This window comes from Affinibrenneria salicis, from assembly GCF_008710095.1.
The window spans coordinates 209647-222626 of record NZ_VYKJ01000002.1; the positions used below are offsets into that span (position 1 = coordinate 209647).

General features: G+C 56.5%; 11 protein-coding genes. 6 read left to right on the forward strand and 5 right to left on the reverse strand.

What is annotated here, in order from left to right; genetic code table 11:
• The first annotated feature begins 359 nt into the window (after window positions 1–359).
• The gene (locus FJU30_RS05880) at window positions 360–629 is read left to right on the forward strand and encodes a hypothetical protein (RefSeq protein ID WP_150434052.1); all 270 of its coding nucleotides are present in this window, start codon (window positions 360–362) and stop codon (window positions 627–629) included.
• Here FJU30_RS05880 and adhE read toward each other — a convergent pair.
• Window positions 623–3328, reverse strand: coding sequence for a bifunctional acetaldehyde-CoA/alcohol dehydrogenase (gene adhE / locus FJU30_RS05885; protein ID WP_150434053.1), 2706 nt, complete (start codon window positions 3326–3328; stop codon window positions 623–625). The two genes, FJU30_RS05880 and adhE, sit on opposite strands and share 7 nt — an antisense overlap.
• Window positions 3329–4355: 1027 nt before the next feature.
• Here adhE and oppB point away from each other — a divergent pair.
• The 4 genes from oppB to oppF are packed head-to-tail and all read left to right on the forward strand — an operon-like array spanning window position 4356 to window position 8189.
• Window positions 4356–5276: an oligopeptide ABC transporter permease OppB gene (oppB, locus tag FJU30_RS05890; RefSeq protein WP_150434054.1), complete on the forward strand. Its 921-nt coding sequence runs from the start codon at window positions 4356–4358 to the stop codon at window positions 5274–5276.
• A gap of 14 nt (window positions 5277–5290) precedes the next feature.
• Window positions 5291–6214, forward strand: coding sequence for an oligopeptide ABC transporter permease OppC (gene oppC, locus FJU30_RS05895; RefSeq protein WP_150434055.1), 924 nt, complete (start codon window positions 5291–5293; stop codon window positions 6212–6214).
• Window positions 6211–7200, forward strand: a complete 990-nt coding sequence (gene oppD / locus FJU30_RS05900; RefSeq protein ID WP_150434056.1) for an oligopeptide ABC transporter ATP-binding protein OppD — start codon at window positions 6211–6213, stop codon at window positions 7198–7200. Before oppC ends, oppD begins: the two co-directional genes overlap by 4 nt.
• Window positions 7197–8189: a murein tripeptide/oligopeptide ABC transporter ATP binding protein OppF gene (oppF, locus tag FJU30_RS05905; RefSeq protein ID WP_317984036.1), complete on the forward strand. Its 993-nt coding sequence runs from the start codon at window positions 7197–7199 to the stop codon at window positions 8187–8189. The genes oppD and oppF overlap by 4 nt, the downstream gene beginning before the upstream one ends.
• Before the next feature lie 97 nt (window positions 8190–8286).
• Here the strand turns inward: oppF and FJU30_RS05910 are convergent, their stop codons facing one another.
• Together FJU30_RS05910 and cls are read right to left on the reverse strand one after the other, a co-directional pair.
• The gene (locus FJU30_RS05910) at window positions 8287–8610 is read right to left on the reverse strand and encodes an HI1450 family dsDNA-mimic protein (RefSeq protein ID WP_150434058.1); all 324 of its coding nucleotides are present in this window, start codon (window positions 8608–8610) and stop codon (window positions 8287–8289) included.
• A 66-nt stretch (window positions 8611–8676) separates the two neighbouring features.
• Window positions 8677–10137, reverse strand: a complete 1461-nt coding sequence (cls, locus tag FJU30_RS05915; RefSeq protein ID WP_150434059.1) for a cardiolipin synthase — start codon at window positions 10135–10137, stop codon at window positions 8677–8679.
• A gap of 187 nt (window positions 10138–10324) precedes the next feature.
• Here cls and FJU30_RS05920 point away from each other — a divergent pair, with 187 nt between their 5' ends.
• Complete coding sequence (locus FJU30_RS05920) at window positions 10325–10501, forward strand: YciY family protein (protein WP_150434060.1); 177 nt, start codon at window positions 10325–10327, stop codon at window positions 10499–10501.
• A gap of 302 nt (window positions 10502–10803) precedes the next feature.
• Here FJU30_RS05920 and FJU30_RS05925 read toward each other — a convergent pair whose 3' ends face one another.
• Both FJU30_RS05925 and FJU30_RS05930 read right to left on the reverse strand, forming a co-directional pair.
• A complete protein-coding gene (locus tag FJU30_RS05925; protein WP_150434061.1) occupies window positions 10804–12474 on the reverse strand; it encodes a Tar ligand binding domain-containing protein in 1671 nt (556 codons plus the stop codon).
• A gap of 129 nt (window positions 12475–12603) precedes the next feature.
• On the reverse strand, window positions 12604–12900 hold the full coding sequence (locus FJU30_RS05930; RefSeq protein WP_150434062.1) for a YciI family protein: 297 nt from the start codon (window positions 12898–12900) through the stop codon (window positions 12604–12606).
• Window positions 12901–12980 lie beyond the last annotated feature (80 nt).

Sequence of the window (12980 nt, forward strand, 5' to 3'; positions counted from 1 at the left end):
AATGGTCTGCGCTTATTTTATTCGCCGGCGGAGCTATCGCCTAAAACGGTACATTCATTGCGCCTTAGTTGATGAGGGTCAATTTCCGGGCGCCGTTCGAACAAACGAAATGGCATTTCACTCCGCCCTGGCGCCGGAATATTACTCGCTTACGTTATGATGCGGCGCAGTTTTCTCCGGATATTTTTGCCGTCATTATTTAGAGTCGCGCGAACTTTCGTCTGAAGACCTGGCGATAAAAATATACCTGCGGACCTCATTCGTGGAAAAGACGATAAATTAACCCGGCCTGCGGCGGCGGGATTATTTGTCTCGGACTTCTCTCTGTGATGTTCGGTCGCGATGGATCTGCCGGCGGATTGAAATTCGCCGCTTTACGGCCCGGTAAAGCACTCTGTAGCGCGATTGTCTATGCCGGCATACCAACGGCCAGATTTAAGACTGTCGGGCTGATTATCGCGCTGGCGGCGAGGGAGCGTCAGCTGCGTGCTTTCGCCCCGGGCGGACCGGCGGCGCATATCCGCGATAGAGGGCAAAAAAAAGCCCTGCGGATTAAGCAGGGCTTGTGCATTATGTTTCAGGCGCGCGACGTGGTCGTCATCGGCCGCGCTAAAACGAACGATCAGTGAGCGGCTTTTTTGCCTTTCTTCTCGCTTTTATCGTTCTTTTCACTTTTTACCGCAGCCAGAGAGGTCACCACTTCGGCCGGCGCCTCATCGGAATCAGAATACTGACGGCCATAATAGGTATCCAGCAGAATCTGTTTCAGTTCGGCGATCAGCGGGTAGCGCGGGTTAGCGCCGGTGCACTGGTCATCAAACGCGTCTTCGGACAGTTTGTCCACTTTAGCCAGGAAGTCCGCTTCCTGTACGCCCGCTTCGCGGATAGAGGCGGGGATGCCCAGCTCGGTTTTTATTTCTTCCAGCCACGCCAGCAGCTTTTCAATCTTCTGCGCGGTGCGATCGCCCACGGCGCTCAGCCCCAGATGATCGGCGATTTCGGCATAACGACGGCGCGCCTGCGGACGGTCATACTGGCTGAAGGCCGTCTGTTTGGTCGGGTTATCATTCGCATTGTAGCGAATGACGTTGGCGATCAACATGGCGTTGGCCAGCCCGTGCGGAATATGGAACTCCGAACCCAGCTTATGCGCCATGGAGTGGCACACGCCGAGGAAGGCGTTCGCGAAAGCGATGCCGGCAATGGTCGCCGCGTTGTGAACGCGTTCGCGCGCAATCGGGTTTTTGGCGCCTTCGTGATAGCTGGCCGGCAGGTTCTCTTTCAGCAGTTTCAGCGCCTGCAGAGCCTGACCATCCGAGTATTCGTTGGCCAAAACTGACACATAGGCTTCCAGTGAGTGGGTAACCGCATCCAGACCGCCAAAGGCGCACAGCGATTTCGGCATGTTCATCACCAGGTTGGCGTCGACAATCGCCATATCCGGCGTCAGAGCATAGTCAGCCAGCGGATATTTCTGACCGGTCGCATCATCGGTAACCACGGCAAACGGCGTGACTTCAGAACCGGTGCCCGACGTGGTGGTGATGGCGATCATCTTCGCTTTCACGCCCATTTTCGGGAACTTGTAGATGCGTTTACGGATATCCATAAAGCGCAGCGCCAGCTCTTCGAAGTGAGTATTCGGATGCTCGTACATAACCCACATAATCTTAGCGGCGTCCATCGGCGAACCGCCGCCGAGCGCGATGATGACGTCCGGCTTGAAGGAGTTCATCTGCTCGGCCCCTTTACGCACCACGCTCAGCGTCGGGTCGGCCTCAACCTCGAAGAATACCTCGGTTTCCACGCCATACTCTTTTAGTACGGTGGTGATCTGATCGACATAACCGTTGTTGAACAGGAAACGGTCGGTCACGATGAATGCGCGTTTCGCGCCGTCGGTCGCTACTTCTTCCAGCGCGATCGGCAGTGAACCACGGCGGAAATAGATCGATTTGGGAAGTTTATGCCACAACATATTTTCTGCTCGCTTGGCTACCGTTTTCTTGTTGATCAGATGTTTGGGGCCAACGTTTTCCGAGATGGAGTTACCCCCCCAGGAACCACAGCCTAACGTCAACGAAGGGGCGAGTTTAAAGTTATACAGATCGCCGATCCCGCCCTGTGAAGCCGGGGTATTGATCAGAATACGGGCGGTTTTCATTCGGTCGCCAAAGGTTTTCACCCGGGCGACCTGATTGTCCTGGTCGGTATACAGACAGGATGTATGGCCAATCCCGCCCATGGCGACCAGTTTTTCCGCTTTATCTACGGCATCTTCAAAATCCGCGGCGCGATACATCGCCAGCGTCGGTGACAATTTTTCATGCGCGAACGGCTCGGTTTCGTCCACGTTAACCACTTCGCCAATCAGCACTTTAGTATTGGCCGGCACAGAGATGCCGGCAAGCTCGGCGATTTTCGCCGCGGGCTGGCCCACGATAGCGGCGTTCAGACCGCCGTTTTTCAGGATCACGCCCTGTACGGCCGCCAGCTCTTTCCCCTGCAGCAGATAGCCGCCGTGGGAGGCAAAACGCTCACGAACGGCGTCATAGATGCTGTCGACGACGATGACCGACTGTTCGGAGGCGCAGATGACGCCATTGTCGAAGGTTTTCGACATCAGGATCGAGGCCACCGCGCGTTTGATATCGGCGGTTTCGTCGACTACAACCGGCGTGTTGCCTGCGCCTACGCCGATAGCGGGCTTACCGGAACTGTATGCCGCCTTGACCATGCCCGGGCCGCCGGTGGCCAGGATCAGGTTCAGGTCGGGGTGGTGCATTAACTGGTTGGACAGATCAACCGACGGTTCGTCGATCCAGCCGATGATATCTTTAGGCGCGCCGGCCGCGATAGCCGCCTGCAGAACGATATCCGCCGCTTTATTGGTCGCGTGTTTGGCGCGAGGATGCGGAGAGAAAATGATACCGTTGCGGGTCTTCAGACTAATCAGCGCCTTGAAGATCGCGGTGGACGTCGGGTTAGTGGTGGGAACGATGCCGCAGATCAGACCAATAGGTTCAGCGATCGTGATGGTGCCGAATGTATGGTCCTCAGACAGGATGCCGCAGGTTTGTTCGTCCTTGTATGCATTGTAAATATATTCCGAAGCAAAGTGGTTTTTAATCACCTTATCTTCAATAATACCCATTCCTGATTCTGCAACGGCCATTTTGGCCAGAGGAATGCGGGCATCTGAAGCTGCCAGTGCCGCGGCGCGGAAGATTTTATCAACCTGCTCCTGAGAGTAGCTGGCATATTCATGCTGCGCCTTTTTCACTCTTTCAACCAGAGCGTTGAGTTCAGCGGTATTAGTTACGGGCATATTGCTCTCCTGATAATGTTAAACTCTTTCAGTCAATGGGACGTCTGATTAATAAGTATAGATAAGCGGCGGCTAAACAAAACGGCTTATCGGCGCTATCGGATTAATCTGTAAAATGTTGTGCGACTTAGCATTGACTCAAAGAGCTTTTTACTTCAATCTTGCGGGAAATATTTATCTCCGTCTATCAGTAAACCTCTCCTCACCATGGTGTAACAATACCAAATTCCAGATTTCGTTTTTGTGATGAACCTCTAATTTTTTGCCTGCTGACTCCTTTCAGCAAGCATCAAATGATAACCATTATCACTTGATGCTAAGAATATCGCCTGATAAATGCGTGGTCTGGTAAATAATTAGCCATTCTGCTGTTTACTGCCCGTTATCCGGCTAATTCATTAGTATCCTGACAGCGATAAAATATCATTGTTCACATTGCTTGCTGTCGGCAGATGATTTAAACCAGATAAAACCTATGGTTATTTCATGGTCAGAAAAATAACTCCTGATCAGAATGGTTCTTTCTTGTCTGTTTTAACAGGATGACTAATGTATAAAAATTTATTATCAAACTATTCTCTATTTTAGAGGCGAAACGTTCCCGGGATTACGTTACAACGCGCTATTTTTAGCGACATCGTTAAGATAACGGGCAAAAAAAGTCAGCATATTATCTGATATTCGTGCGGCCGTCGTCGGCGGCTTCAGGGACAATAATAGAAAATGGCGGAGGATAATATGAACGATATCATAGTCATGAAAAAAATATCGCTATTCTCTGTGCAGGATGGCCGCGTTGAACAACGCCATTCGCGGCGGTGAGCGCTCATCGGACGCAGACGGTGGCGGCGTTTCCACGTTTGCGAGCCGAGCGTGAGCGGATACGGGCGATACGCGGCGAAGAGCATTGGATCGTTAAACCGCGCGGGCTGATTCGCTACGCGAAACGCTGATAGACTGTGTCTTCTTATCCCGGATTGCGCGGCGGCAGGCGGCAATACTGGCGCTCGGTTGTTGAGGTATGGTGATGTTAAAATTTATTCTGCGGCGCTGTCTGGAAGCGATCCCAACGCTGTTTGTGCTGATTACCCTCTCATTTTTTATGATGCGCTTCGCGCCCGGCAGCCCGTTTAGCGGCGAGCGGAATTTGCCGGCGCAGGTGATGGCGAATATCGAAGCCAAATACCATCTTAACGATCCCATTCTGAAACAGTACGGCCATTACCTGTTACAGCTGGCGCACGGTGATTTCGGTCCGTCGTTCAAATACAAAGATTACTCGGTCAATGAACTGGTCTCCGGCGCCTTCCCGGTCTCGGCTAAGCTGGGACTGGCGGCGTTTGCGTTGGCGGTCGTGTTGGGCATTGGCGCCGGGATCGTCGCGGCGCTAAGGCAAAACAGCGTCTGGGACTATGCGGTGATGGGGCTGGCGATGACCGGCGTGGTGATCCCCGGTTTTGTGGTGGCGCCTCTGCTGGTGCTTATTTTCGCCATTCAGCTCGACTGGTTGCCAGGCGGAGGCTGGAACGGCGGCGCGCCGCAGTATATTTTGCTGCCGATGTGCGCGCTGTCGCTGACCTATATCGCCAGTATCGCCCGCATTATGCGCGGTTCGATGATCGAGGTGCTGAACGCCGGTTTTATTCGCGCGGCGCGCGCCCGGGGACTGCCGATGCGGCGTATCGTTTTGCGCCACGCGCTGCGTCCGGCCCTGTTGCCGGTCCTGTCCTGGATGGGGCCGGCCTTTGTCGGTATTATCACCGGGTCTATGGTGATTGAAACCATCTTCGGTTTGCCCGGCATCGGGCAGCTGTTTGTTATCGGCGCGCTCAACCGGGATTATGCGCTGGTATTGAGCCTGACGATTCTGGTGGGGACGTTGACCATTTTGTTTAATATCGTGGTCGATGTGCTGTATGCCGTGATTGACCCTAAAATTCGCTATTAGCGCGGGAGCTCGCCATGCTGTGGTTAAAACGAAACGGAGACGTGCTGGCTCATGTTAGCGATAGCCTGGATATTGCGGGACGCAGTCTGTGGCAGGACGCGCGTCGTCGCTTCATGCGCAACCGCGCCGCGTTGGCCAGCCTGTTGATATTGTCCGGCATCGTACTGTTTGTAATCGCCGCGCCGCTGTTGTCGCCGTTTGACTATGCCGATACGGATTTCGCCATGATGTCGATGCCGCCGGATTTCGCTTCGGGCCACTACTTCGGCACCGATTCTTCGGGCCGCGATCTGATGGTGCGGGTGGCGATCGGCGGGCGCATTTCGCTGCTGGTGGGGCTGGCGGCGGCGCTGGTCGCGGTGTTTATCGGCACGCTGTACGGCGCGATAGCCGGTTACCTGGGCGGGATGGCCGATGCCCTGCTGATGCGGGTGCTGGAAATCCTCAATTCATTCCCCTTTATGTTTTTCGTCATCCTGCTGGTTACGCTGTTCGGGCAGAATATGCTGCTGATTTTTATCGCCATCGGCACGGTGTCCTGGCTGGATATGGCGCGGATTGTGCGCGGGCAGACGCTAAGCCTGCGGCGTAAGGCATTTATTGAGGCGGCGCGGGTAAGCGGCGCTTCCACGCCGCGCATTGTATTGCGCCATATCGTGCCGAACGTGCTGGGCGTGGTGGTGGTCTATGCTTCTCTGCTGGTGCCGGGCATGATCCTGTTTGAGTCGTTTCTCAGCTTTCTTGGGCTGGGAACCCAGGAGCCGTTGAGCAGTTGGGGAACGCTGCTGAATGACGGCGCCAACTCGATGGAGGTGGCCGTCTGGCTGCTGCTGTTTCCGTCCGCCTTTCTGGTGGCGACCCTGTTTTGCTTTAATTTTATCGGCGACGGACTGCGCGATGCGCTCGATCCGAAAGATCGAGCGGGAGGCGGACGATGAGCGGGGCGCCGGGGGTTGCGCCGCCGTTGCTCGATGTCAGCGGGCTGCAGGTCAGCTTCGCCACGCCGGAAGGCGAGGTAACCGCGGTAAATGCGCTGAGCTTCACGCTTGAACGCGGTGAAACGCTGGGGATCGTGGGCGAATCCGGCTCGGGAAAGTCGCAGACCGCCTACGCGCTGATGGGATTGCTGGCGGCTAACGGACGGATAAGCGGTTCGGCGCGCTTTGACGGACGGCAGATTCTCAATCTGCCGGAGCGTCAGATCAATCAGCTGCGCGCGCGGGAAATCGCCATGATTTTTCAGGATCCGATGACCGCGCTGAATCCCTGGCTGCGCGTGGGCGACCAGTTGATGGAAGTGTTGATGTTGCATCGCCGGCTGAGTAAGCGCGATGCCTTCGCGGAGGCGGTGCGGATGCTGGATGCGGTCAGAATGCCGGAGGCGCGTAAGCGCATGCGTATGTATCCGCATGAGTTTTCCGGCGGTATGTGCCAGCGGGTGATGATCGCTATGTCGCTGTTGTGTCATCCCCGGCTGCTGATTGCCGATGAACCGACCACGGCGCTGGATGTGACGGTGCAGGCGCAGATTATGGCGTTGCTCAATGAGCTGAAGCGCGAGTTTAATACGGCGATTATCCTGATCACGCACGATCTCGGCGTGGTGGCCGGCAGTTGCGACAAGGTACTGGTGATGTATGCGGGCAGAACCATGGAGTATGGGCCGACGGCCGAAATTTTTTATCGTCCGTCGCACCCTTACGCTATCGGTTTGCTCAACGCGGTGCCGCGGCTGGACGACGCGATGGGGCGTCTGACCGCTATCGCGGGCAATCCGCCGAATCTGCTGCATCTGACGGCCGGCTGTCCTTTTAAACCGCGCTGCCCGCATGCGATGGCGCAATGCGATGAGGCGCCGCCGCTGCGCGACTTTGGCGCAGGGCGCCTGCGCGCCTGCCATAAACAAGTGGAGGAGTGCCGGTGACATCGTTTGGGCAAAAAAACGTTTTGCTGGATATTGAGGATCTCTGCGTCCGCTTTGCCGTCAGGGATACCCGTCAGTGGCCGTGGCAGCCGGCAAAAACGCTGCAGGCCGTCGAAGGGCTCTCTCTGCAGCTATGTGCAGGAGAAACGCTGGGCGTGGTGGGCGAATCGGGCTGCGGAAAGTCCACCCTGGCCCGCGCCATCATCGGGCTGGTGAAGGCGAGCGGCGGTCGGCTGGCCTGGCTGGGGAGGGATTTGCGATCAATCAACGATCGTCAGTGGCGCGATGTCCGACGCGAGATTCAGATGATCTTTCAGGATCCGCTGGGGTCGCTCAACCCGCGTATGACGGTGGGCGAGATTATCGCCGAGCCGCTGCATACATGGAGCCCGCAGCTATCCCGCGCGCAAATCAAAGCGCGGGTACAGGAGGTGATGGTGAAAGTCGGCCTGCTGCCCGACCAGATTAACCGCTATCCGCACGAATTTTCCGGCGGCCAGTGTCAGCGTATCGGCATCGCGCGCGCGCTGATCCCGGAACCCAGACTGATTATCTGCGATGAGCCGGTATCGGCGCTGGATGTGTCGATTCAGGCGCAGGTGGTCACTCTGCTGCGTCAGCTGCAGTGCGAAATGGGCCTGTCGCTGATTTTTATCGCGCACGATCTGGCGGTGGTCAGGCATATCGCCGATCGGGTCCTGGTGATGTATCTGGGCCGCGCCGTAGAGCTGGGCAGTCGCGAAGCGATTTACCGCGCGCCCCGTCACCCTTATACCCAGGCGTTGATGGCGGCGGTGCCCATTCCCGATCCCGATAAAGAGAAAGCGAAGAGCAGCCTGTCGCTGACGGGGGAGTTGCCGTCGCCGATCGATCCGCCGTCAGGTTGCGTGTTTCGCACGCGCTGCCCGATCGCCGGGCCGGAGTGCGCCCGCGAGAGTCCGCAGCTGCAAGGCAACGAGGAGCACGCGGTCGCCTGTCTGAAAGCGTAGCCGCGTAAGCATAATAAAGCGGGTAGGGGATGTAGCGCGCCGCAGGCCGTCAGCGGCCGTTCGCTAACCGGCGTCGCTCAGGCAGGGCTGCGTCAGTTCACTCTTTCCACAGGATATGGCACAGCTTGTGGTCTTTCTCCCGGCAAATCAACATCCGTGCGAAAATGTCGGTCAGATCGTCGCCGTCTTTCTCCGCCAGTCCGATCACCACTTCGGCGAAAAAATCCGGGTTGAGGTCGATATCGACGTGCTCCTGCCAGTCCTCGCCCGGATCGAACAGTTCGGCGCCGCCGCGCTCTTCAAACTGCAGATTGAACAGCAGGATATCGGCCGGGTCGAGATTATCGGGGGCGAGCTCAAGGAAAATATCGTAAGCCTGTTCCAGCGTTTCGTCTTCGCTCAGACGATTATTGAGATCCATAAAACATTCCTGTTAACACGGTACGTGATGCACGATAGCGTTATTAGAACACGGGGCGGCCGCTATTTATAGCAGCGGACTGAAAAAGTAAAACAGACGCTCGACGATGCGTTGCCAGTAAGGCCGGTTTTGCCATTTTTCAGCGTCCAGCAGGCGCGAACGGGCGATATAGTCTTCCTGTACGCAGGCCAAATCGCTGCCGAAGCCGTCATCGTCAATCACCAGGGTAATTTCGAAGTTCAGCCACAGGCTGCGCATATCGAGATTGACCGTGCCGACCAGACTCAACTGTCCGTCGACCAGCACGCTTTTGCTGTGCAGCAGCCCCCCCTCGAACTGGTAAATTTTTACCCCGGCGTCCAGCAGTTCGGCGAAGAACGCGCGGCTGGCCCAGTCCACCAGCATCGAGTCGTTTTTACGCGGCACGATGATACTGACGTCGACCCCGCGCTGCGCGGCGGTGCAGATGGCGTGCAGTAGATCGTCGCTGGGCACAAAGTAGGGGGTGGTCATAATCAACTGTTCGTGCGCGGCGTATACCGCGGTCAACAGCGCCTGATGGATCATCTCTTCCGGATAGCCGGGGCCGGAGGCGATCATCTGGATAGTGTGCCCGCGCTCCTGCTCAAACGGCATCAGGTTGACGTCCGGCGGCGGCGGCAGCAGACGCTTGCCGGTTTCGATCTCCCAGTCGCAGCAATAAATGATGCCCATCGTGGTGGCGGCCGGTCCTTCAATGCGCGCCATCATGTCAATCCACTGACCGACGCCGGAATCCTGCTTAAAGTAGCGCGGATCGACCATGTTCATACTGCCGGTATAGGCGATGCGGTTATCGACCAGAACCATTTTGCGATGCTGGCGCAGATCCATTCGGCGCAGAAAGGCGCGGAACAGGTTAACCTGCAGCGCCTCGACCACTTCGATACCGGCTTTGCGCATCAGTTCGGGCTGCGCGCCGCGGAAAAAGCGCGCGCTGCCCGCCGAATCAAGCATGATGCGGCAGTGGACGCCGCGCCGCGCCGCGGCAATCAACGCGTCGGTAAGCTGGTTGACCAGCCCGCCGGCCTGCCAGATATAGAACACCATCTCAATATTGTGCTGCGCGAGGTTGATATCGCGGATTAGCGCCTTCAGGGTATCGTCGGTATTGGTCAGTAACTGCAGCTGATTGCCTTTTACGCCGCCGATGCCCTGCCGCCGCTCGCATAGCTGAAACAACGCGCTGGCTACTTCGCTGTTTTCGGTGGCGAAGATGCGCTGGCATCCCTTCAGTTCATTCAGCCAGGCCGCCGTCGACGGCCACATTTTTTTCGCCCGTTCGGCTCGCCGTTTGCCGAGATGCAGCTCGCCAAAAGAGAGATAGGCGACGATACCGACCAGCGGCAGGATATATATGACCAGCAGCCAGGCCATCGCCGACGGCACGGTCCGCCGCTTCATCAGGATGCGTAAGGTGACCCCGGCAATAAGTAACCAGTAGCTGAAAACCAGTAGCCAGCTAAGCACGGTATAAAATGTTGTCATAAAGGCGTGAGCGATCCGATCTGCAAACCATTAATACAGAGTGTACGCACAGTTTTAACAAAGGGGAAATTGCTTTAGTCTGAATACGATAGTAGGCGCATGGTTAGTATGGTTAAACATTCCATGGCATCGGCCGACGAGAAGTTTATAATGTGCCGGCAATCTGTGGTTGAAAAAGAGTAGTCTCATGAAACGTAGCAGGAACGAAGTGAGCCGCTGGCGTATGTTGCGCCAGGCGCAGCGTCGCAAAACGCGCTGGCTGGAGGCTCAATCGCGTAGTTATCGCCATATCCACAGCGCCCGCTATTTGCTGCAAAAGCAGCAGCGACGCTCGTTGTTATATTCGGTAGCTTACGAATGGTAGCGGATTAATCTTCGCGCCTGGAATAACGACCGCCGGCGCGGTCGTTATTCTTTTATATCCGTTATACTTCAGGCTGCCGGTGCGTTGGTTTGGTCATGCGCTCCATTAATGAGACTCACCCTTGCGGGACCGACGCCGGCGGCGGTCAAATCTGTTGTCGGCAGCGTCGTCGCTCATCCCGGTCACTTTAATGAGAAACATCCGATCTCTCAGCGAGGGTTAGCCGCTGGCTGGACAAATTCGTTGTCGCCGAATTTGTCGCTGCTTCACCGCCCTGTTGCAATAATTATTTTGACGACAGGTTATTGCGCGACAAGCGCCGACAGCCGTTCCGGCTTGCCATTTATCTCGTTCTGATTCTCTGCCCCCGGCGTTGGCAGGATAAACGCGTCCACCGAGGTGCGCAGCTGTCGGGTCTGATCCTGCAGATGGCGGAAGGTGCGCGCGGCTTCTCCGACCTGCGCGGCGTTTTGCTGAACGCTGTCGTTCAGCGTGCTGATACGGTCGGAAACTTCCTGAATGCTGTGATTTTGCTGGCTGGACAGTTCGGCGATTTCGTGCAGGAACGCGCTGGTTCCTCTGGCGGCCTCAATGATATCGCGCAGACTGTCGCTGAGCTGAACGACGCGCTCGTTGCTGCGCACCACGCTGCTGTCGGAATTGCTAATCAGCGTATTGATGTTTTGCGCCGAATGACTGCTTTGCGAGGCCAGCGAACCGACTTCGCGCGCCACCACCGCGAACCCCTGGCCTTTTTCTCCGGCATGTGCCGCTTCGATGGCGGCGTTGAGCGACAGGATATGCGTCTGAAACGCCACGTTCTCGATGAGTCCGATGGCGGAGGTCATCGCTTTACTGTGGCCGGCGATATCGTTCATCGCCGCCCGGACATCCGTCATCATCGCTTCTCCGTGGCTGGCTATCCGGCTGGTTTCCGCCGCGTGTTCGCTGGCCTGGCGGGTATGCCGGGTATGCTGCGCGAGGTGTTCGCTCAACTGGACGATATGTCCGGTCGTGGCCTCTAACTCCAGCGACTGCTGGCTCGACTGACTGGACAGCCGCTGATTATCCTGCGCGATGTCGTCGACCTGGTCGAGCATAGCGCCCAGCCCCAGCTGTATCTGCCCGATCAACGCGATAAGTCCGGCCTGCATTCTGGCGACGCTATGGGTTAACTGATGAATTTCCCGCGTGCACATGCCCGCGTCCGGGATATTGTGCGATAAATCGCCGGCGGCGATTAACCGCAACTGCTGGATAATGTGACGCAGCGGCCGGATGATCATCCGGTTGACCCCACGCCATATCAGCAGCGACAGCAGCGCGAGCAGGATAAGAATGGTAACGAACAGGGTGTAAATGGCGTCGAGCGACGACAGCAATTGCTGCCCGTGCTGTTTTAATTGCGCGTCGGTCTCTTGCAGGTAGCTGGCGTATTTTTCGGCAAAGGCGTCCTGGAACGCCTGCAGGGGAATGGCGAAAAAGATATCGATCTGGCGCTGTTGTTTCAGTCCCTGAGCCAGTTCGTTCAGGCCGGCATAAAGTTGCTGATAGCTGCTTTTCAGCGCCGTCAGTCCGGCGGCATCCTCTCCGGCGGGCAGCGCGTCCAGTTGGGCGTAATAGGCGGCGGCCTGGCGCAGCGAAGCCTCGGCTTCATCCATCAGGCTATACCAGCTGCCTTCCGAGCCGGTCTCCTTATCGACCATCAAATAAATGCCCGCGCGGTTGAGTTTGTCGCTGGCGATCATGACTTCCATACGTGCCTGATCCATCAGCGTTTGCTGCTGGCGCAGCAGGGCATCGGTCAGCAGATTTTGCTGAAGCTGTGTGATAGTATTGGAAATTACACCCGCCGAAAAAAGCTGCAGGATGGAAAATAGCCCCATGATCAGCAGCAGGCCGGAAAGGATGCTCATGCGGCTGCGCATTGACTGCAGGATATTACGGATGCGCGATGTCAAAAAAGTAAACATGTGCTGGTTCTCCATCACCTGAGGACGAATCAAGCTAACACGCTTAAATGACTAATATATTTCAGCCGTGACGGCAGACAGGCGCGAGTGAATGAAACATGCCGGCGCAAACCGGCACGGCGGGGAAATTTAGAACACTTTCTTGTACGGACGAACGATAACCTGCTGATAAACGCCGGCGGCGACATAAGGATCGGCATCAGCCCAACGCTTCGCTTCATCCAGCGAATCAAATTCGGCAATCACCGTTGACCCGGTGAATCCCGCACTGCCTGGGTCGTTGCTGTCTACGGCCGGCATCGGGCCCGCGGTCAGCAGGCGTCCCTGATCGCGCAATTGCTGCAGCCTGGCTAAATGGTCCGGGCGCGCGGCCTGGCGTTTGTCCTGCGTTCCGGCGATATCTTCCGCATAGATCACGTACAGCATAAAAACCTCATTAATAAGGATAAAAAGTCTATAATACGCGATCGTTCGGGCAGGGCAACTGCCGTTGTGATCAGGGAAAT

Bases quoted from the DNA above. Each gene is read 5' to 3' on its own strand.
- adhE (WP_150434053.1), bottom strand. From the start codon at position 3,328: ATGCCCGTAACTAATACCGCTGAACTCAACGCTCTGGTTGAAAGAGTG.
- oppB (WP_150434054.1), top strand. From the start codon at position 4,356: ATGTTAAAATTTATTCTGCGGCGCTGTCTGGAAGCGATCCCAACGCTG.
- oppC (WP_150434055.1), top strand. From the start codon at position 5,291: ATGCTGTGGTTAAAACGAAACGGAGACGTGCTGGCTCATGTTAGCGAT.
- oppD (WP_150434056.1), top strand. From the start codon at position 6,211: ATGAGCGGGGCGCCGGGGGTTGCGCCGCCGTTGCTCGATGTCAGCGGG.
- FJU30_RS05910 (WP_150434058.1), bottom strand. From the start codon at position 8,610: ATGGATCTCAATAATCGTCTGAGCGAAGACGAAACGCTGGAACAGGCT.
- cls (WP_150434059.1), bottom strand. From the start codon at position 10,137: ATGACAACATTTTATACCGTGCTTAGCTGGCTACTGGTTTTCAGCTAC.
- FJU30_RS05920 (WP_150434060.1), top strand. From the start codon at position 10,325: ATGAAACGTAGCAGGAACGAAGTGAGCCGCTGGCGTATGTTGCGCCAG.
- FJU30_RS05925 (WP_150434061.1), bottom strand. From the start codon at position 12,474: ATGTTTACTTTTTTGACATCGCGCATCCGTAATATCCTGCAGTCAATG.
- FJU30_RS05930 (WP_150434062.1), bottom strand. From the start codon at position 12,900: ATGCTGTACGTGATCTATGCGGAAGATATCGCCGGAACGCAGGACAAA.